The following is a 19,042-nucleotide window of genomic DNA, read 5'->3' on the forward strand; positions in this document are numbered from 1 at the left end:
GATGAATTCCCGTATGCCTGATTTGCGTGCACAGGGAAAAAATCCTTTAATATCAAGCACATCAGTGCAGCCCCTGCCACTTACGCACAAAGTTATCCACAGAAAGTGTGCGGAACTTTTTGCCTTGGACAAACGTGGCCGTGCAGGCCTCTTTATACCAATAAAAGTGCCTTGCTACATTTTTGCGCACGGAAATAAAGTGCATAGGAATCAAGCGCTTAGTATGCCATGCATGGCCTTGCGCACAATCTTATCCACAAAAAATGTGCAGAACTCCCGCGCGGCAGCGGATTTATCCACCGGAATGCCCATGGCATGGCTTGCCTGAATTTTACGCAGCATAAAAATAGCCATATAGATCAAGGGCCTAGCGTTCGACCGTGCGCCTTGCTCACAATCTTATCCACAGAATATGTGCAAAACCGCATAAACCGTTTCGCTTTTTCCGGGAGTTTTCCACGGCGCGAGCAGGTGCTTGCGCTGCCTTATTTTTCAGCATCGAAAAAAACTCCTTTAAAATCAATGCTCTTGCATGGAGTCAATCGGCTTGCTCACAATCTTATCCACACTTTATGTGTGAAACTGCATTCGCCGTGGAAGACTGCCTTTTTGCAGTGAAATGTGACGCTGAAAACCGTGTTTTCCAGCCCTTGCTACATTTTTATGCACGGCAATAAAAACGATATAAATCAATGTACTTAGCGCGTATCTTTGCGCTTGCGCACAATCTTGTCCACAGATTGTGTGCAGAACTTTGACGGTCCCTCTGCCGCCGATTGTGCGCCGTCTGCCACTTTTTTACTCATTGATTTAATTTCTTTTAAAATCAATGGCTTAATTAAATTTCACGGCTTTGCGCACAATCTTGTCCACAGTAAATGTGCAGAACTCTGCAAGTATTAATTTATTGACATTGATTACTGCCGATAAGCTGCTATGCCTGTATTTTGCGCAGCATGATAATTCCCATGTAAATCAAGGACTTGTGCGCTGGACTTCATGCTTGCTCACAATCTTATCCACACAAAGTGTGCAAAACTGTGCGCTGGAGCCGCAGCCCGGAGCGTGATGTGGATAAGGGCACATGCAGGCGCCACTTGCCGCCGGCGCGGCAACGCGCTACATTGCGCCATTCCTGCGCGCACGTGCCATCGGTCTTCGGCGCTCGGTACAATACAGGCTGTCCGGGCGGTCCATCGCCTTCCCTTTACCAGGAGTTTCTTTTGCTCGCTATATTTCAAGCCGCTGGCTGGCCCATCTGGCTGTTGTTGATCGCTTCCATCGTCGCCCTGGCCCTGATCATCGAGCGCCTGCTGTATTTGCGACGCGCCAAGATACTGCCCCGCAAGCTGTTCGATGAAGTGGTGCAGGTATATCGCAGCGGCAAGATCACGCCGGACACGGTGGCCAAGCTGGAAGACAATTCGCCGCTGGGCGTGGTGCTGGCCGCCGCCTTGCGCAATGTCGACGCGCCGCGCGAAGTGATGAAGGAATCGATCGAGGAGGCCGGCAGCGGCGTGGCCCACACGCTGGAACGTTTCCTGACGACCCTGGGCACCATCGCCACCCTGGCCCCGCTGATGGGCCTGTTCGGCACGGTGGTGGGCATGATCGAAATCTTCGGTTCGCAAAACGCCAGCGGCTCGAATCCCGCCCAGCTGGCCCACGGTATCTCGGTGGCCCTGTATAACACGGGCTTCGGCCTGGCCATCGCCATGCCGACCCTCGTCTTCTACCGCCATTTCCGCGCCCTCGTCGACAGTTTCGTCATTGACATGGAGCAGCAAGCCGTCAAGTTCGTCGACATCGTCCACAGTGGCCGCAAATGAACTTCCGCAAAGGCAAGGGGCGTGAAGACCCCGAAATCAACCTGATCCCGTTCATCGACGTGCTGCTGGTGATCCTGATCTTCCTGATGGTCAGCACCACCTACAGCAAGTTTACGGAGTTGCAGATCACCTTGCCGACGGCCGACGCCGAGCAAGCGAAGGAGAAGCCGCAGCAGATCGACGTCACCATCGATGCCAAGGGCAATTACACGGTCAACCGCGAACCCATATCATTCCGCGACGTGGCCGGCCTGGCCGACGCCCTGCAAAACGCGGCCAAGGCTGCCAACGGCGGCAAGGCGCCCGCGCAGACCCCCGTGGTGGTGGTCAACGCCGACCAGTTCGCCATGCACCAGATGGTCATCCACGTGATGGAAGCGGCGCGCCTGGCCGGCTATGAAAAGCTGACGTTTGCGGCGCAGGCGGGCAGCAAGTAAATTCCCACCGTTACCGGCAACATAATTGGGGTCTGACCCGCCGGGTCAGACCCCAGCCCTTTACTCCTCACCGCATGCCCACATCCTCCCCCGCCAAGCTTGAAACCACATTGACCCGCGCCTGGTTGACGCGCGGGCCGCTGGCGTGCGCGCTGTGGCCCGTCTCGCTGCTGTTCGGCGCCCTGAGCGCCGTGCGGCGCGGCCTGTATCGCGCCGGCGTATTGACATCCGCGCGCCTGCCCGTGCCCGTCGTCGTCGTCGGCAATATCTTTATCGGCGGCACGGGCAAGACGCCGCTGACGATCTGGCTGGTGCAAGCCTTGCGCGACGCGGGCATGCGCCCGGGCGTCATTTCGCGCGGCCATGGCAGCGCCGACCGTTCGCCGCGCGCCGTCACGGCTGCTTCCACGCCGCAGCAGGTGGGCGACGAGCCGCTGCTGATCTTCCAGCGCGGCGGCTGCCCCGTGATGGTGGGGCGCGACCGCGCGCAAGCGGGCAGGGCGCTGCTGGCCGCGCACCCGGACGTCGACGTGCTCGTCACGGACGACGGCTTGCAGCATTACGCCTTGCGGCGCGACGTGGAAATCGTGCTGTTCGACGGCCGCGGCGCGGGCAATGGCTGGCTGCTGCCGGCCGGCCCCTTGCGCGAATCGCCGCGCCGCCGGCGTGACGTGACGGTGATCAATGCGCCCGAGCTGGCGCCGGCGCTGGTGGGCCAGGTCGCGCCCAAGGGCGGCCTGGTGGTGCAGATGCGGCTCGATGGCGGCGTGGCTGAGCGCTTGACGGACCGCAGCGAACGCATGCCGCTTGAAACCCTGGCGGCCGGCGGCCGGCGCATCGTGGCGGCGGCCGGCATCGGCAACCCCCGGCGTTTCTTTGCCATGCTGCGCGGGGCCGGACTGGACTTCGCGGAACTGCCCTTGCCCGACCATCACGACTTTCTCGACCAGCCATTTGCTGCCCTCGACACGGATGTGATCTTGATCACCGAGAAGGATGCAGTAAAATGTGCGCAAATTGAATATCTCAAAGATGACCCGAGACTGTGGGTCGTCCCCGTCAGTGCGCGCATCGATAGCGCGCTGGCCCAACAAATTGTGGAGAAATGTCGTGGACGCTCGACTGCTTGATATCCTGGTCTGCCCTGTTTGCAAGGGTCCGCTTGAACACGATAAGAAGGCGCAGGAACTGATTTGCCGCGCCGACCGCCTCGCCTATCCTATCCGCGATGGCATCCCCATCATGTGGGCGGACGAAGCGCGCACCCTGCAAGACGCAGTGGAATAACGATGGCGTTCATCGTCATCATCCCGGCCCGCCTGGCTTCGACCCGCCTGCCGGGCAAGCCGCTGGCCGACCTGGGCGGCAAGCCCATGGTGGTGCGCGTGGCCGAGCAGGCAGTCCTGTCCGGCGCCGCGCGCGTCATCGTCGCCACCGACCATGCATCGATCCGCGACGCCTGCGCCGCGCATGGCGTGGAAGTGTGCATGACGCTTGCCGACCATCCGTCGGGCACGGACCGCATCGCCGAAGTGGCGCGTACGCTCGCGTTGCCGCCGGACGCCGTCGTCGTCAACCTGCAGGGCGATGAACCGCTGATCGATCCGGCCCTGCTGGCCGCTTGCGCGGCGCAGATCAGCGCCGCCGTCCCCATGGCCACGTGCGCCCATCCGCTGCACGACGTGCTTGAGGCCTTCAATCCGAATGTCGTCAAGGTGGTGCTGGACAAGGCAAACCGCGCCTTGTATTTTTCGCGCGCCACCATCCCCTGGCACCGCGACGGCTTCGCGCAGTCGAAAGACAGCTTGCCGGCCGGCTACGTGCCCTTGCGCCATATCGGCCTGTATGCGTACAGCAATGCATTTTTGCAAACGTATCCCACGCTCTCCGCGTCGCCGCTGGAAGCGATCGAGGCGCTGGAGCAGTTGCGCGTGCTGTGGCACGGTTACGCCATCGCCGTGCACGTCACGGACTCGGCCCCGGCCGCCGGCGTGGACACGCCGGAAGATCTGGAACGCGTGCAGGCGCACTACCGCCACGCCACCTGAGAAAACGTCCATGGCTGCCTTGCCCTGAACGTTTTTCAGGCGCCGTGCGTGCGCGAGAAAAACTTTATGCGGGGCCTGCCACAAAAAACCACATTTTGAAACACCTGCTTCGCTAATTGCTGGCTTTGATCAATCAGGGCATAGCAATTCGACAGCAAACTGGCGTTCCAGGGATTTTTTGTGGTAAGTTTCGTAGGGAAAGATAGCCATAGCAACATCATCTAAAAATAATTACACATACCACCATCCAAAATCTGTTTTTTAGGAACTTTTCAATGCGTCTGATACTTTTAGGAGCACCCGGTGCCGGCAAGGGCACCCAAGCTAACTTCATCAAAGAAAAATACAATATTCCACAAATCTCCACGGGCGACATGCTGCGCGCGGCGATCAAGGAAGGCACCGAACTGGGCCTGGCAGCGAAAAAAGTCATGGATGCGGGCGGCCTCGTGTCGGACGACATCATGATCGGTCTCGTCAAGAACCGCCTGCAGGAAGCCGATTGCGCCAATGGCTATCTGTTCGACGGCTTCCCGCGCACCATCGCGCAGGCGGACGCCATGAAGGATGCCGGCATCAATGTCGACTACGTGCTGGAAATCGACGTGCCGGATGAGTCGATCATTGAGCGCATGGACGGCCGCCGCAGCCACCCGGGTTCGGGCCGCGTCTACCACGTCAAATTCAATCCACCCAAGGTCGACGGCGTCGACGACATCACGGGCGAGCCGCTGATCCAGCGCGACGACGACAAGGCGGAAACGGTCAAGAAGCGCCTGGACGTGTACCACAACCAGACCAAGGTCTTGCTCGGTTACTACAACGACTGGGCCAAATCCGGCCTGCCAGGCGCGCCGAAATACCGCCGCATCGCCGGCGTCGGTCCGGTCGAGCAAATCCGCGACAGCGCATTTGCCGCCCTGGCGGAATAAGCAGTATTGAAAAGCGGACCTCAGTGTCCGCTTTTTTTGTGCCCGCTTTTCAGGCAGACTGCAAGCATGGCTGTATGTCTTACGTTTTCGTAGTTGAAGTTTTTTGCAGGTCGTGTTTTCCTGGCTGCGCGCGCCTACCCGGTGCGGTCTGCAGCTGTCGGCAATGACGTCGGATAAAAACAGAAGGGGACGATATGGCAGCCAGTTTGTGGTTTGCGGTAGCCTGCGGCGTGGTCGCAGTCATCTATGGTTTGGTGTCGCGCAGCTGGATCCTGCGCCAGGATCCCGGCAACGCGCGCATGCAGGAAATCGCGCTGGCCATCCAGCAGGGCGCGGCCGCCTATCTGGCGCGCCAGTACCGCACCATCGCCATCGTCGGCGTGGCGCTGCTGATCGCCATCTATGTGCTGCTCGGCCTGCACACGGCGCTGGGCTTTCTGATCGGCGCCGTGCTGTCGGGCGCCTGCGGCTTCATCGGCATGAATGTCTCGGTGCGGGCCAATGTGCGCACGGCGCAGGCGGCCACCCTGGGCATCAACCAGGCATTGAACGTGGCCTTCAAGGGCGGGGCGATCACGGGCATGCTGGTCGTCGGTCTGGGCTTGCTGGGCGTGACCCTGTTCTACTGGCTGCTGGTGACGACGGGCGCGCCAGGCCTCACCCAGCATGACCTGATCAAGCCCTTGATCGGCCTGGCCTTTGGCGCCTCGCTCATTTCCATCTTCGCGCGTCTGGGCGGCGGCATTTTCACCAAGGGCGCCGACGTGGGCGCGGACCTGGTGGGCAAGGTGGAGGCCGGCATTCCCGAGGACGATCCGCGCAACCCGGCCGTCATCGCCGACAACGTGGGCGACAACGTGGGCGACTGCGCCGGCATGGCGGCCGACCTGTTCGAAACCTATGTCGTGACCCTGATCGCCACCATGCTGCTGGGCGCGCTGCTGATGGCCGAAGCGAGCAGCACGGCCATCCTCTATCCGCTGCTGCTGGGCGCCGTTTCCATCCTCGCCTCCATCGTCGGCTGCTCGATGGTCAAGACGGCACCCGGGAAGAAGATCATGTCGGCCCTGTACACAGGCCTGTGGTGGGCGGCGGGCCTGTCGCTGGTGGGCTTTGCCGTGGTCACGTGGCTGCTGTGGCCCGACGACGCCATGCGCTACAAGATGCTGGGCGCCACCGTCGTCGGCATCGTCCTCACGGGCCTGATGGTGTACATCACCGAGTACTACACGGGCACGGACTTCAAGCCCGTGCGCCACATCGCCGAAGCGTCGACGACGGGCCACGGCACGAATATCATCGCCGGCCTGGGCGTGTCGATGAAGTCCACCGCCTACCCGGTGCTGGCCGTCTGCGTCGCCATCCTCGTGTCGTACCAGCTGGCCGGCCTGTACGGCATCGCCATCGCGGCCACCTCAATGCTGTCGATGGCGGGCATCATCGTCGCGCTCGACGCGTATGGCCCCATCACCGATAACGCGGGCGGCATCGCGGAAATGTCGGGCTTGCCCGACTCCGTGCGCGCCATCACCGACCCGCTCGATGCCGTCGGCAATACGACCAAGGCCGTTACCAAGGGCTACGCCATCGGCTCGGCCGGCCTGGCCGCGCTGGTGCTGTTCGCCGACTACACGCATGCGCTCGAATCCGTGGGCCAGCACATCACCTTCGACTTGTCGAACCCCATGGTGATCGTCGGCCTGTTCATCGGCGGCCTGATACCGTACCTGTTCGGCGCCATGGCGATGGAAGCCGTGGGCCGCGCGGCGGGTGCCGTGGTGGTCGAGGTGCGCCGGCAGTTCCGCGACATCAAGGGCATCATGGAAGGCACGGCGCGGCCCGAATACGACAAGGCCGTCGACATGCTGACGGCGTCGGCCATCCGCGAAATGATCGTGCCCTCCTTGCTGCCCGTGGTGGTGCCCATTGTCGTGGGCATGCTGCTGGGGCCGGCGGCGCTGGGCGGCCTCTTGATGGGAACGATTGTGACGGGCCTGTTCGTGGCTATTTCCATGACCACGGGCGGCGGCGCCTGGGATAATGCGAAGAAATACATCGAGGATGGCCACTTCGGCGGCAAGGGTTCCGACGCGCACAAGGCGGCCGTCACGGGCGACACCGTGGGTGACCCGTACAAGGATACGGCGGGACCGGCCGTCAATCCCTTGATCAAGATCATCAATATCGTGGCCCTGCTGCTGGTGCCGCTGCTGCCGGCCACGGGCTGGCTGGCCGTCAAGGCGCCGGCACCTGTCCACGCGCCCGTGCCGCCCATCCTGGCGCCGGCGACACCCGTGCAAAGCTTGCCGGCGCAATAGACCGCGCCACTCCATGCAGCCCCGTGGCCCGCGCTGCGGGGCTGTTTGCATTTTCTGCAGGTGAAACTTTCCTGCACTCCATATCCTCGGCGTATCAAAAGTGAGCAATTGTTACGGCGCCCTTGCTTGTGCCGGCCCCTTGCCAATAATGGAGTGAAAAGGTGAGCTTCACAGTCTGGCAGGGAAGGCGGGAGGATGTCATGGACAGCATCAACAGGAAGGGCGGCGCGCTGCTGGCGTTGCTGATATTGGGCGGTGTTGCAGGGTTGGCCCAGGCGGAGCCGGGCCGGCACGGCGGTTTCCACGGCCATCACGGCCACTTCCATGGCCATTCGCACGTGGGCGTCTGGGTGGGAGCGCCCTTGTGGTATGGCTATGGGCCGGGGTGGTATGGCGACCCGTGGTATGGCTATCCTTATCCGTATGGGCGCACGGTGGTGGTGCAGCCGGCACCCGTGTACATCGAGCAGGGCGGCGAGCCGACGGCGCAGATGTGGTACTACTGCGCGCGGCCGCAGGGCTATTATCCCTACGTGAAAAATTGTAGTACGGCATGGCGTGCCGTGCTGCCGACCAGCGTGCGCTGACGGGGAGGTCAACATGAATACGAGAGCGTTAATGGGGCGTGCCGGCCTGCTGGCGCTGCTGCTGGCTGCCTGCACGGTGATGCCGGAAGGGCCGTCGGCCATGGTCTTGCCCGGCACGGGCAAGAGTTTCGAACAATTCCGCAGCGACGATCTGCAGTGCCGCGGCTATGCGCAAGGCCAGTTGGGCGGCAGTTCGGTGCAGCAGGCCAGCGTCGACAGCGGCCTGCGCAGCGCGGCGCTGGGTACGGTGCTCGGTGCGGCGGCCGGCGCCGCCATCGATGGCGGCCATGGCGCCGGCGTGGGCGCGGGCACGGGCTTGCTGTTCGGCGCGCTGGCAGGCACGGGCGCGGCGGACAGTTCCGCGTATGGCATGCAGCGCCGTTATGACTACGCCTACCAGCAATGCATGTATGCGAGCGGCCACAAGGTGCCCGTCGCCGGGCAGATGCTGAGCAGCGTCCCGGCCAATGCCGCCACGCCGCCGCCCGATACGCCGCCGCCCCGTTATTAGAACCTTGAGGTCAGGCCGACGAACATGCGGCGTCCCGGCACGTAGTAGTCAACCAGGCCATCGGCCATCGGTCCCTTCTTGAACAGGTTTTGCACGCCGCCGCGCACGGTCCACTGGGGCGTGACCTTGTACGACACGACGGTGTCGACGATGGTGTAGGCCTTGTCGGCCAGCTTGCCCGCGTCGAGTTCCTTGCCCGTGTACTGGGCCGACACTTCGCCGAACAGCTGGTCGTTGACTTGCCAGCCCAGCGCCGAATACCACGACAGCTTCGGCGTCGACAGCAGGTTGGCGCCCGTGGTCAGGTTTTTCGCCTCGGCCATGTAGGTCACGTTGTTACGCCAGTTCAGGTTTTTCGTCAGCGGGATATTCGCCGTCGCTTCCAGGCCGCTGGTGCGCGCTTTCTGGATATTCGTCATTTTGGTCCACCACTGCTTCTGGTAAAAACCCAGCGGCGCGTAGTCGATCTTGTTCTTGAAATCCGTGTGGAAGTACGTCAGGCCCACGTCCCAGCCATTCTGTTCCCACGCCACGCCGATCTCGCCGGCCGTGCTCGTTTCCGGCTTCAAGTCCGCATTGCCGGCCATGTAGCAGCCGCCCGTGATGTAGCCGAGCGGTTTGAGGCTGCCGCAACCGCGTCCGCCCGACTGCGTGGCCGCCGCCGGCGAGTTTTCCTTCAGGCTGGGGGCGCGGAAGCCTTGCGAGATGCCGCCCTTGATGGTCCAGGCGGGGGCCGGGTGGTACACGAGGTAGAGGCGCGGGCTGTAGTGGTTGCCGAACTTGCTGTGGTGATCGAGACGCAGGCCGGCCGTGGCCGTCAGGTTGTCGCGCAGGAACAGCTGATCTTCCGCAAACAGGGCCGAGGTGGTACCGGACAGGGTGGCGCCGCTCACGGGGTTGCCCAGGTAATCGGTGGGCACGGTGCCGATGGTGTCCGTGTTCGTCAGTTCCTGGTGCTTCCACTGGCCGCCCATCACCAGCATTTGCTCGATGCCGCCCCAGCCGACCCGTTTTTCCAGGCTGGCGTCCAGCGTGCTGTCCTTGGATTTGGCCACCGTGCCGACGACTTCGTTGTCGAAATCGTTGTGGTACAGGTTGACCACGGCCTTGCCGAAGTCCCAGCGGCCTTCATAGCCGATGCTGGCGCTCTTGCGTATCAGTTTGCTCGCGCCCCAGGCGCCGAACAGCGGGTAGCCGTCCGCGTCGAGCGTGGTCGAATCCGTCGATTGCTGCTTGCCGTAGCTGGCGTCCAGCGACAGGTTCTGCTTCTTGTCCAGCGCCCAGTTCAGCTGGCCCGAGACAGTCTGGTTGCGTTCGCCGCCGATGCCGCCCGATTTGCCTATCGCTTTTTCATCGGGATTCTGGCGCGTCTGGCCCACGCCCAGGCGCATGCCCACCGTGTCCGACAAGGGGCCGGCCAGGTTCACGCCCAACTGGTGCGCCGTGCCGCGGCCGCTGTCCTGCGGCTGCGTGTAGTTGGCCGTGGCCGAACCGTTCCACTTGCCCGGCACCTTGCGCGTGATGACGTTGATCACGCCGCCCATGGCGTCCGAGCCGTACAGCGACGACATGGGGCCGCGCACCACTTCGATGCGCTCGATCATGTCGGGCGAGATCCAGTTCAAGTCCTGGCGGCCCAGGTCGGGACGGTAGGCCGTGTCGGCCGAGCTGCCGACGCGCTTGCCATCGACGAGGATCAAGGTGTATTTGTCTGGCAGGCCGCGCAGCTTGATCTTCGACTCTTCGCCCACGGGGCTGGTGCCGCCCGTCACGCCGGGGATGCGGCGCAGCAGGGTATTCAAGTCATACACGGGCTGGCGCTCGATTTCCTCGCGCGTGATGACGCTGATGCTGGCCGGCGCATCCTTGATGTCGATGGCCGTGCCCGATGCCGTGACGACCACCGTGTTCATGGTGGGATCGGCGGCCGCATTGCCTTCGGCCCAGGCGCTGCTGACGGCCAAGGAGAGCAGGCAGGGCAGAAGCAGAGTGGCGCAATGGATGGGGCGGGCGGGCGTAACAGGATGAATGAAGGCGGGACTGCGCTTGGTCATGGTGAACTTTCCGGATGTTGTTTTTTCCTGGCTGCCTTCCGGGTGGCTCGGGTATGAATGATTGAAAATGCAATAAACTGCGCTCCTATTCCGCGAATGAGAATAAGAATCGTTCTTATTGTAATGCCATCCTGGCAAGAAGGAAAGTGCTGAAAGGAAATAAAACACCGTTGCAGCGTGGACATGGCGGCTGCCAGCGTGTGCGTGTTACTCGCGCTGGCATCTGGCGCCGTGTGTGCCAATAATGAAAGCGGTATGATCGATGCTTGGGGAGGGGGCATGAAGACGATGACAAAAACCATGCTGGCGCTGGCCGGCGCCCTGCTGCTCGCTGGCGGCGATGCCTGGGCGCAGGAACCTGCTGCGTCCGATCAACTGCCCGTGTGCCAGCTCGACCCGCGCGACAGCGGCAAGCTCGCGGTGGAACCGTGCCGCCCGGCGCCGCCCGTGCAGCCGCGCCGTTCCGTGGCGCAGGTGATCGGCCGCATGCCGGCCCAGCCAGCGCCACCGGTCGTGCCCATGGCGCCGCTGCCGCCCAGCCCGGCCGTGCCCATGCCGCGCGCGCCGCAGCCCATCGGCGCATGCGACACGGGCGGTTGCCGCGACGCTGCCGGCGCGCGCTATAACGGCGCGGGCAATGCCACGCTCGATGCCAACGGGCGCATCTGCCACCGCAATGGCGCTTTCATGCAGTGTTTCTAAGGAGTCGGTGCCAGCGCATCGCGCTGCCATGCCGGAAGCAATAGGCAGGCCCTGTGCGTTGCCGCCGGGCGCCATGCATGCTGCCACGGCTCCATTTTCTAAATATTGATAAAAAACAAATATCAAGGATGAGTGGCCGGGATTTAATTATTGCTTTTTTGTATATATCATGAAACAATAACAATAAACATTTAATAATTTATTGTTGTCATCGTATTGTTAGCAATCCACAATGAAACCAGCCCATCTTCGTCTCTTGTTCGTCACGTTTTCCATCTGTGCCCTGGCTGTATTTTCCTGGTATTTTTTGGCAGGAAACGCACTGCTGGAGGCGGCCTATGACGGGCGCTCATGGTCGGTCCTCAATAAGGTACTGGGACACGCGGACCGCCACCCGCTGGCATTCTATATTCAGAAAATGGATGCCTTGGTAAGCTTTTACCTGTTGCTTTGGCTGGCATTCACCGTCACTGCCGCAGTGTTCCTGTATCGTTTGCATCGGCCCGCAGCAAAGAGCGACGATGGGCTCGACTACCTGTTGTTCGCCATTTATACCGCAGTGTTTGCCGGAATGCTCCTGCGTTTCGGCACGCAGGAAAGCTGGTACATGATCGATGACATTATGGCATTCAAAGGTACGCCGCCGTTCCAGCACCGCGTCATGTTCATTTTCCCGGCACAGGTCCTGCAGTACCTGTTCCCCCGCTTGGGCGCTATCGAGTGTTTTCTCTGGTCCCAGGTACTGGCCATTGTGCTGATGCTGTGGTCGGTCCGGCGTTTTGCGGCTCTCTTCATCCGACGAGACCTGGCCTTCGTGGCGCAGTTTCTGGTGTTGTGCATGTGGGCGCCCACGGTCACCTATTACACGTTTTACGATATCGGTATTATTTTTGTCTATTCCTTTTGCCTTTACCACCTGCTGCGCCGTGAAATGCTGCCCTATGTGGCGATGCTGGTGGCGGGAACGTTCAATCACGAGATAACGCTTTTCCTGATCGTGACGAGCGGCTTTGTCTTGCTTGGACAGATGAAGCTGCGCTCGCTGGCGGGATGGATCTTGCTGCAACTGCTGCTGTACGGCCTGGTGCGCGTACTGATGTTTTATGTGTTGCCAGCTCATCAGGCATGGGAGGGCGGCAAGATTGACAACAATATCAATCTCTTCCTGCACCATCCGCGTACGCTGGTACAGAACGTTGGCCCTTTATTGCTGTGGTATCTCGTGGCCGCCTGCGGCTGGCGCTATGCGTCGGCGCCGCTGCGGCGCTGCCTGATTATCCTGCCGTGTTTGCTGACCATGACCTTTATGGTGGGACAGTTCAATGAAGGGCGCCAGTTTGACGCGTTCATCCCCGTTGCCGTGGCATTCATGTTGTGCGCACTGAGTGCGCGTGTCGGTGCGCCAGCCATGCCCACGCTGGATCGGGACAGCGCCTGGTTGCTGTTACGCATGCCGGCATCCGGCACGGGAAGGTAATATCATGGCCGAACCGATGTTGCACGCGCAGGGTGAACAGAAGAGTGTACCGCTGGTGGTTGATCTCGACGGTACGCTGATCCATTCGGACTTGCTGTGGGAAGCGATTCTCATCTTTATCAAAGTGCGGTTCTTGCAGCTCTGGCGCTTGCCGTTCTGGCTATTTTCCGGCAAGGCTGGCTTCAAGGAAAAAATGGCGGACATGGTGGAGATCGATCCACAAGCCTTGCCGTATGATCAGATTTTGCTGGCCGACCTTGCGCGCCAGCGCAGCGAAGGGCGCCAGATCATTCTGGCGACAGGTTCGCAGCGCCGTTTCGCCGATGCCATCGCCGTCCACCTGGGCCTGTTTGACCGCGTGCTGGCCACCGAGGGTGGGATCAATCTCACTTCGCACAACAAGGCGCATCAACTGAGCGAACTGTTTGGTGCCAGGGGGTTTGATTACATAGGCAATGCCAGTGTTGACGTCGCGGTATGGAATGCCAGCAACGTGGCGCTTTCCGTCACGCGCACGCCGTTCCGGCTGGCGGGTGGCGGCGCCACGCAGCCAGCGGGCACGCCGCGCACTGGGTGGGGCGCGCCCCTGCTCAAGGCAATGCGGCCCCGCCAGTGGCTGAAGAATCTGCTGGTCTTTGTGCCGATGCTGGCCGGCCATGCGCTGAATCTGCCGACTTTCCTGCAGGCGCTGGTGGCGTTTGTGGCTTTTTCGCTGTGCGCCTCTAGCGCCTATCTGCTCAATGATGCGCTCGATGCGCCCGATGACCGACGCCACCCCAGCAAGTGCCGCCGGCCCATAGCCGCCGGCAGCCTGCCGCTGCCCGTTGCCCTTCTGGCCAGTCCGCTGCTGGCCATCCTGGCGCTGGCCATTTGCGCACTGTTCGATCCGCTGCTGTTGCTGGCCGTGGCGATTTACTTCGCCACCACCCTCGCGTACTCGATTTACCTGAAGCGCTTGCTGATGGTCGATATCGTCACCCTCGCCATCCTGTATACCTTGCGCATACTGGGGGGCAGCGCGGCGACGCATATCGAACCGTCGTTCTGGCTGCTGGCCTTTTCCTTCTTTATTTTCCTTAGCCTGGCGCTGCTCAAGCGCTATAGCGAGTTATTCAATCTGGAGCGCCAAGGCAAGGAAAAGACGCGCGGCCGCAGCTATACGACGGCCGATAAGGCGCCGATCGGCATCATGGGCGTGAACAGCGGATTCATTTCGCTGCTGGTGTTCATGCTGTACTTTAATTCCCAAAATATCTTGGTGCTGTATGCGCGCCCTTACCTGTTGCTGGGTATCGTGCCCCTGCTGGTGTTCTGGCTGGGACGATTGTGGACGCTGGCCTTCAGGGGCGAGGTGAACGAGGATCCCGTGTTGTATGTGAGTAAAGATCCCGTCAGCCTCGTGGTCATCGCCGCCTGCATGGCGCTGGCGGTCGGCGCCAGCCTGTAGAATGTCGCACCCTCTCCCGAAACCGTACCCGAACTGCTACCGATGATGACTTCCGCTTCTGCAGGCTTCCTATGGTGCGCGCTGGCCTCAGTGGCCAGCGCGGCGGCCACCTTGCTGATCAAAATGTCCAGCCAGTATGGCAGCGGCCTGAATATCGTCCGCCTGCTGTGGCTGGGCGGCGCAGGGGGAGCCTATGCCCTCGGTTTCATCTGCTATGCGGTGGCGCTGGAAAAGCTGCAAATCAGCCTGGCCTATCCCGTCATGACGGCCATCACGATGGCGCTGGTGACCCTGATCGGCTGCTGCGTGCTGCAGGAAGCGCTCACCATGCCGAAAGTGATCGGCATTCTGCTGATCACGGCGGGTGCTTTCGTCCTGTCCCGCTGAGCGCTCCAACGCCGGCCTGCTCCGTTTATCCATAACTTTTGGCTGTGTTGCGCAAAAAATGGCTACAATTGTCGCCGACATTACGTTTACGTAAACGTAACTATGGCACCATGCAACCATCAGGCGCCGGGAACACGGCCCTTATCACTCAGGAGTTTTCATGCAGATTCAGGACAATGTATTCATCATCACGGGCGGCGCATCGGGTTTGGGCGCGGCCACGGCGCGCATGCTGACGGCAGCAGGCGGCAAGGTCGTGCTGGCCGATGTGCAGACGGAGGCGGGCCAGGCGCTGGCCGCTGAACTGAACGGCGTGTTCGTGCAATGCGACGTGACGTCGGAAGAGGACGGCCTGGCCGTGGTGGCTGCGGCCACCAAGCTCGGTACTTTGCGCGGCCTGGTCAACTGCGCCGGCGTGGCGCCGGCCGTGAAAACCGTGGGCAAGGATGGCCCGCATCCGCTGGCCCTGTTCCAGAAAGTCGTCAACATCAACCTGGTGGGCACCTTCAATATGTGCCGCCTGGCGGCCGACGCCATGGCGAAACAGGACGCGACGGCGGAAGGCGAGCGCGGCATCATCATCAACACGGCTTCCGTGGCGGCCTACGATGGCCAGATCGGCCAGGCGGCCTACGCCTCGTCGAAGGCGGCCGTGGTGGGACTGACCCTGCCGATGGCGCGCGACCTGTCGCGCAACGGCATCCGCGTGATGACGGTGGCGCCCGGCATCTTCGAGACGCCGATGCTGCTGGGCATGCCGGCCGAAGTGCAGGATGCGCTGGGCAAGATGGTGCCGTTCCCTTCGCGCCTGGGCAAGCCCGGCGAATACGCGCAACTGGTGAAGGCCATCGTGGAAAACGTCATGCTCAATGGCGAAACCATCCGTCTAGACGGCGCCATCCGCATGCAGCCAAAGTAAGAGCACCTGGACAATGCCCAGAGCGTTGTTGCATGGCCTCGCCGTACTATTCGTACTGTCTTCGGCCACGCGCCTAGCCCTGGACATCGCCAGGCACTCTTACGAAGGCAGTGCCCTAATGGGCATTTGATGTAGGATACCCCCGTATGGGGGCGTACAGCCTTGCCTGGCTGTGCGCCCTTTTTTTATCGGAGAATCCATGATCGCATTGAAGCCGCTGGCGCTGAGCCTGACCTTGCTGGGGGCGCTGGCCGCCAGTCCCGTATTTGCCGAAGTGCCGCAAAAGGCGCCGGAAATCGCCACCGCGTATGCGGAAAAAAACGGCTGGGCGGCGCAGAAATTCATGGTCGCCGCCGCCAATCCGCTGGCCGCCGATGCCGGCTATCAGATGCTGAAAAAGGGCGGCAGCGCCATCGACGCGGCCATCGCCACGCAGCTGGTGCTCACCCTGGTCGAGCCGCAATCGTCGGGCATCGGCGGCGGCGCCTTCCTGCTGTACTCCACGGCCAAGGGCGTGCAGGCGTTCGACGGGCGCGAAACGGCGCCGGCCGCCGCCGATGAACACCTGTTCCAGAATGCGGACGGCAGCCCCGTCTCGCGCGCCACGGGCGTGGTGGGCGGGCGCTCCGTGGGCGCGCCGGGCGTGCTGCGCATGCTGGAGCTGGCACACAAGGAGCATGGCAAGCTGCCGTGGGCGACCCTGTTCGGCCCCGCCATCAAGCTGGCGCACGGCGGCTTTCCCGTCAGCCAGCGCCTCAACGGCCTGTTGACCTGGGACCAGGCCCTGAAGCGCGACCCTGTCGCCGCCGCGTATTTTTATGACGGCGAGGGCAAGGCCTGGCCCGTCGGCCACGTGCTGAAAAATCCGCAGCTGGCGCGCACCTTGCGCGAGATCGCCCGCGGCGGCGCCGACGCCTTTTACCAGGGCCGCATCGCGCGCGACATCGCCGCCAAGGTGGCGTCGCACCCGACCAATCCGGGCAAGCTGACGGCGCAGGATATCGCCGGCTACAAGGCCAAGGTGCGCGAGCCCGTCTGCAGCGATTACAAGGCCTGGACCGTGTGCGGCATGCCGCCGCCATCGTCGGGCGGCATCGCCATCGCGCAGATGCTGGGCATCCTGGAAGTGAAGGACATCCGCCCATATGCGCCCGTTGACGGCGTGCCCGATGCGCAGGCGATCCACCTGTTCTCGGAAGCGGGGCGCCTGGCCTACGCGGACCGCAACCGCTACGTGGCCGACACGGACTTCGTGCCGCTGCCGGGCAAGGGCGTCGCTTCGATGCTCGATAAAACCTATCTGGCGCAGCGCGCCGCCCTGATCGGCGAAAAATCCATGGGTAAAGCCTTGCCCGGCACGCCGCCCGGCATGCAGGTGGCGTGGGGCATGGACAACGCCCTGCAGCGCCCGTCGACGTCGCACCTGGTGGCCGTCGATGCTTTTGGGGGCGGCCTGTCGATGACCACCAGTGTGGAAGACGCGTTCGGCTCGCGCCAGATGGTCGACGGCTTTTTGCTGAACAACCAGCTGACGGATTTCTCGTTCGATTCGCGCGATGCGGACGGTCCCATCGCCAACCGGGTCGAGGCGGGCAAGCGTCCGCGCAGCGCCATGTCGCCCACCCTCGTGTTCGAGAAGGGCACGCACAAGCTGGTGCTGGCCACGGGTTCCCCGGGCGGTTCGTCCATCATCAATTATGTGGCCAAGGTCCTGGTCGGCACCATGGACTGGGGCTTGAACGTGCAGCAGGCCATCAGCCTGCCCAACTTCGGCAGCCGCAACGGTCCGACGGAACTGGAAAAGGGCCGCGCGCCGGCCGCCCAGGTCGAGGCGCTGCAGGCGATGGGCCACGAGGTGCGCGTGATTGAGCAGAATTCCGGCCTGCAGGGCATCATGCGGCTGAACGCGCATGGCAAGGATTTCTGGTTTGGCGGCGCCGATCCACGGCGCGAAGGCATGGTCCGGGGCGATTAGGGGCACCGGACCAAACCTACTGCGCGTCGGTATAGGTGGCCTGCGATGCTCACCGTACTAGAGTACGGTTGCGCTTCTCGGCCACCTCTCCCTTCCGCTCGCTACGGTTTTGTCCGGCGCCGTGACGTGGGCAGTCTGTCTGGATGTTGTTCTGCACACTTTGTATCATCCTTTTCCGGTGCACTCAGTAACTTCCAAACTTTTCCACAAAGTATCAAGACCCTGCTAATCTGCCGGCATGGGAATGCAAAATAAAACAGGCTTGATACTCACGGGAGGAGGCGCCCGTGCCGCCTACCAGGTGGGCGTGCTGCAGGCGATTTCGGCGATTCTGTGGGAAGCGGGTTGGGCGCCGGCGCGCAACCCGTTCGACATCATCTGCGGCACCTCGGCCGGCGCCATCAACGCCACGGCGCTGGCTTGCCGCGCCGATAACTTCGGCGAAGGCGTGCAAAAGCTGCTCGACGTGTGGCAGCACATCGAAGTCGAGCAAGTGTATCGGGCCGATTCGCTGGGCGTGATCCGCTCGGGCGCGCGCTGGTTGTCCTTGCTGTCGTTCGGCTGGCTGCTGCGCCAGTGGCATGCGTCGCCGCCCAATTCCCTGCTCGACAATACCCCGCTGGTCAGCCTGCTGCACCGCATGCTCGACCTGCCGCGCCTGGACGCGGCCCTGGCCGACGGCTTGCTGCATGCGCTGGCCGTGACGGCGTCGTCGTATTCGGGCAGCCGCCACATGACGTTTTATCAGACGGCCGGGGATATCGCGCCCTGGGTGCGCACGCAGCGCCTGGCCTTGCCCGACCAGATCGGCGTGGAACACTTGCTCGCCTCGGCCGCCATCCCTTTTATCTTTCCCGCCGTGCCCCTGTACGTGGGCGGCCAGCGCGAATACTGCGGCGACGGCTCCATGCGCCAGCTGGCGCCGATCTCGCCGGCCATCCACCTGGGCGCGAACAAGGTGCTGGTGGTGGGCGCGGGACGCATGACGGAACCGGCACCGGCCGCGTCCGAAGCGGCGCGCTACCCGAGCCTGGCGCAGATCGCCGGCCACGCGCTGTCGTCGATCTTCCTCGATGGCCTGGCCGTCGACATCGAGCGTCTGAACCGCATCAACCTGACCTTGTCGATGCTGCCGCCCGAGCTGCTGGGCAAGACGGCCTTGCGGCCGGTGGAATTGCTGGTCATTGCGCCGTCCGAGCGGCTCGACGCCATCGCCAGCCGGCATATCGGCAGTTTGCCGCGTCCCATCCGCACCATGTTGTCGGGCATCGGCGCGGCCGAAGCGCGCGGCGCGGCGCTGGCATCGTATTTATTGTTCGAATCGACGTATACTAACGAGCTGATCCGTCTTGGACAGCGCGATACGCAGGCCCGCAAGGACGATGTACTGGCGTTTTTTGGTTCTTGAGACGGCCCCCG

The 19,042-nt window shown here is 62.4% G+C and carries 18 protein-coding genes; 16 read left to right on the forward strand and 2 right to left on the reverse strand.

The features are described from left to right. Positions 1 to 210: 210 nt before the first annotated feature. Positions 211 to 342 carry a hypothetical protein gene (locus JAB8_RS30140; protein WP_268993996.1) on the reverse strand — a complete coding sequence of 44 codons (132 nt, stop codon included), beginning with the start codon at positions 340 to 342 and terminating at the stop codon, positions 211 to 213. A gap of 881 nt (positions 343 to 1,223) precedes the next feature. Between JAB8_RS30140 and JAB8_RS11490 the strand changes: the two genes are divergently transcribed. From JAB8_RS11490 to JAB8_RS11525, 9 genes are all read left to right on the forward strand, one after another. Continuing rightward, a complete protein-coding gene (locus JAB8_RS11490; RefSeq protein WP_070224614.1) occupies positions 1,224 to 1,829 on the forward strand; it encodes a MotA/TolQ/ExbB proton channel family protein in 606 nt (201 codons plus the stop codon). After that, positions 1,826 to 2,266, forward strand: coding sequence for a biopolymer transporter ExbD (locus tag JAB8_RS11495; RefSeq protein ID WP_070289591.1), 441 nt, complete (start codon positions 1,826 to 1,828; stop codon positions 2,264 to 2,266). Before JAB8_RS11490 ends, JAB8_RS11495 begins: the two co-directional genes overlap by 4 nt. A gap of 74 nt (positions 2,267 to 2,340) precedes the next feature. Further along, positions 2,341 to 3,396, forward strand: a complete 1,056-nt coding sequence (gene lpxK, locus JAB8_RS11500) for a tetraacyldisaccharide 4'-kinase (RefSeq protein WP_070289592.1) — start codon at positions 2,341 to 2,343, stop codon at positions 3,394 to 3,396. After that, positions 3,377 to 3,553, forward strand: coding sequence for a Trm112 family protein (locus tag JAB8_RS28165; protein ID WP_010395789.1), 177 nt, complete (start codon positions 3,377 to 3,379; stop codon positions 3,551 to 3,553). Before lpxK ends, JAB8_RS28165 begins: the two co-directional genes overlap by 20 nt. Positions 3,554 to 3,555: 2 nt before the next feature. Beyond that, positions 3,556 to 4,314: a 3-deoxy-manno-octulosonate cytidylyltransferase gene (gene kdsB / locus JAB8_RS11505; protein WP_070289593.1), complete on the forward strand. Its 759-nt coding sequence runs from the start codon at positions 3,556 to 3,558 to the stop codon at positions 4,312 to 4,314. Positions 4,315 to 4,589: 275 nt separating this feature from the next. Then, the gene (adk, locus tag JAB8_RS11510) at positions 4,590 to 5,246 is read left to right on the forward strand and encodes an adenylate kinase (RefSeq protein ID WP_070224611.1); all 657 of its coding nucleotides are present in this window, start codon (positions 4,590 to 4,592) and stop codon (positions 5,244 to 5,246) included. A gap of 194 nt (positions 5,247 to 5,440) precedes the next feature. Beyond that, a complete protein-coding gene (locus JAB8_RS11515; RefSeq protein ID WP_070224610.1) occupies positions 5,441 to 7,564 on the forward strand; it encodes a sodium-translocating pyrophosphatase in 2,124 nt (707 codons plus the stop codon). A 200-nt stretch (positions 7,565 to 7,764) separates the two neighbouring features. Next, positions 7,765 to 8,151 carry a hypothetical protein gene (locus tag JAB8_RS29895; protein ID WP_070224609.1) on the forward strand — a complete coding sequence of 129 codons (387 nt, stop codon included), beginning with the start codon at positions 7,765 to 7,767 and terminating at the stop codon, positions 8,149 to 8,151. A gap of 13 nt (positions 8,152 to 8,164) precedes the next feature. After that, positions 8,165 to 8,662 carry a glycine zipper family protein gene (locus tag JAB8_RS11525; RefSeq protein ID WP_070289594.1) on the forward strand — a complete coding sequence of 166 codons (498 nt, stop codon included), beginning with the start codon at positions 8,165 to 8,167 and terminating at the stop codon, positions 8,660 to 8,662. Here JAB8_RS11525 and JAB8_RS11530 read toward each other — a convergent pair. Continuing rightward, entirely contained in the window at positions 8,659 to 10,716 is a 2,058-nt protein-coding gene (locus tag JAB8_RS11530; protein ID WP_070289595.1) for a TonB-dependent receptor, read from the reverse strand. The two genes, JAB8_RS11525 and JAB8_RS11530, sit on opposite strands and share 4 nt — an antisense overlap. Positions 10,717 to 10,995: 279 nt before the next feature. On the opposite strand from JAB8_RS11530, the gene JAB8_RS11535 reads away from it, so the two are divergent. From JAB8_RS11535 to JAB8_RS11565, 7 genes are all read left to right on the forward strand, one after another. Further along, entirely contained in the window at positions 10,996 to 11,418 is a 423-nt protein-coding gene (locus tag JAB8_RS11535; RefSeq protein WP_070224606.1) for a hypothetical protein, read from the forward strand. A 232-nt stretch (positions 11,419 to 11,650) separates the two neighbouring features. Continuing rightward, positions 11,651 to 12,895, forward strand: coding sequence for a hypothetical protein (locus JAB8_RS11540; RefSeq protein WP_139143015.1), 1,245 nt, complete (start codon positions 11,651 to 11,653; stop codon positions 12,893 to 12,895). A gap of 4 nt (positions 12,896 to 12,899) precedes the next feature. Further along, positions 12,900 to 14,342, forward strand: coding sequence for a UbiA family prenyltransferase (locus JAB8_RS11545; RefSeq protein WP_083287177.1), 1,443 nt, complete (start codon positions 12,900 to 12,902; stop codon positions 14,340 to 14,342). 42 nt (positions 14,343 to 14,384) lie between these two features. After that, a complete protein-coding gene (locus JAB8_RS11550) occupies positions 14,385 to 14,729 on the forward strand; it encodes an SMR family transporter (protein WP_071650290.1) in 345 nt (114 codons plus the stop codon). Positions 14,730 to 14,889: 160 nt separating this feature from the next. Next, the gene (locus JAB8_RS11555) at positions 14,890 to 15,648 is read left to right on the forward strand and encodes a 3-hydroxyacyl-CoA dehydrogenase (protein ID WP_070224603.1); all 759 of its coding nucleotides are present in this window, start codon (positions 14,890 to 14,892) and stop codon (positions 15,646 to 15,648) included. A gap of 199 nt (positions 15,649 to 15,847) precedes the next feature. After that, positions 15,848 to 17,623: a gamma-glutamyltransferase gene (gene ggt / locus JAB8_RS11560; RefSeq protein WP_070289596.1), complete on the forward strand. Its 1,776-nt coding sequence runs from the start codon at positions 15,848 to 15,850 to the stop codon at positions 17,621 to 17,623. 238 nt (positions 17,624 to 17,861) lie between these two features. After that, on the forward strand, positions 17,862 to 19,031 hold the full coding sequence (locus JAB8_RS11565) for a patatin-like phospholipase family protein (protein WP_070224601.1): 1,170 nt from the start codon (positions 17,862 to 17,864) through the stop codon (positions 19,029 to 19,031). Positions 19,032 to 19,042: the final 11 nt, after the last annotated feature.

The sequence above is a fragment of the Janthinobacterium sp. HH106 genome (assembly GCF_001758725.1).
Classification (GTDB): Bacteria; Pseudomonadota; Gammaproteobacteria; order Burkholderiales; family Burkholderiaceae_D; genus Janthinobacterium.

Bases quoted from the DNA above. Each gene is read 5' to 3' on its own strand.
- JAB8_RS30140 (WP_268993996.1), bottom strand. From the start codon at position 342: ATGCTGCGTAAAATTCAGGCAAGCCATGCCATGGGCATTCCGGTGGAT.
- JAB8_RS11495 (WP_070289591.1), top strand. From the start codon at position 1,826: ATGAACTTCCGCAAAGGCAAGGGGCGTGAAGACCCCGAAATCAACCTG.
- lpxK (WP_070289592.1), top strand. From the start codon at position 2,341: ATGCCCACATCCTCCCCCGCCAAGCTTGAAACCACATTGACCCGCGCC.
- kdsB (WP_070289593.1), top strand. From the start codon at position 3,556: ATGGCGTTCATCGTCATCATCCCGGCCCGCCTGGCTTCGACCCGCCTG.
- adk (WP_070224611.1), top strand. From the start codon at position 4,590: ATGCGTCTGATACTTTTAGGAGCACCCGGTGCCGGCAAGGGCACCCAA.
- JAB8_RS11515 (WP_070224610.1), top strand. From the start codon at position 5,441: ATGGCAGCCAGTTTGTGGTTTGCGGTAGCCTGCGGCGTGGTCGCAGTC.
- JAB8_RS29895 (WP_070224609.1), top strand. From the start codon at position 7,765: ATGGACAGCATCAACAGGAAGGGCGGCGCGCTGCTGGCGTTGCTGATA.
- JAB8_RS11525 (WP_070289594.1), top strand. From the start codon at position 8,165: ATGAATACGAGAGCGTTAATGGGGCGTGCCGGCCTGCTGGCGCTGCTG.
- JAB8_RS11530 (WP_070289595.1), bottom strand. From the start codon at position 10,716: ATGACCAAGCGCAGTCCCGCCTTCATTCATCCTGTTACGCCCGCCCGC.
- JAB8_RS11535 (WP_070224606.1), top strand. From the start codon at position 10,996: ATGAAGACGATGACAAAAACCATGCTGGCGCTGGCCGGCGCCCTGCTG.
- JAB8_RS11540 (WP_139143015.1), top strand. From the start codon at position 11,651: ATGAAACCAGCCCATCTTCGTCTCTTGTTCGTCACGTTTTCCATCTGT.
- JAB8_RS11545 (WP_083287177.1), top strand. From the start codon at position 12,900: ATGGCCGAACCGATGTTGCACGCGCAGGGTGAACAGAAGAGTGTACCG.
- JAB8_RS11550 (WP_071650290.1), top strand. From the start codon at position 14,385: ATGATGACTTCCGCTTCTGCAGGCTTCCTATGGTGCGCGCTGGCCTCA.
- JAB8_RS11555 (WP_070224603.1), top strand. From the start codon at position 14,890: ATGCAGATTCAGGACAATGTATTCATCATCACGGGCGGCGCATCGGGT.
- ggt (WP_070289596.1), top strand. From the start codon at position 15,848: ATGATCGCATTGAAGCCGCTGGCGCTGAGCCTGACCTTGCTGGGGGCG.
- JAB8_RS11565 (WP_070224601.1), top strand. From the start codon at position 17,862: ATGGGAATGCAAAATAAAACAGGCTTGATACTCACGGGAGGAGGCGCC.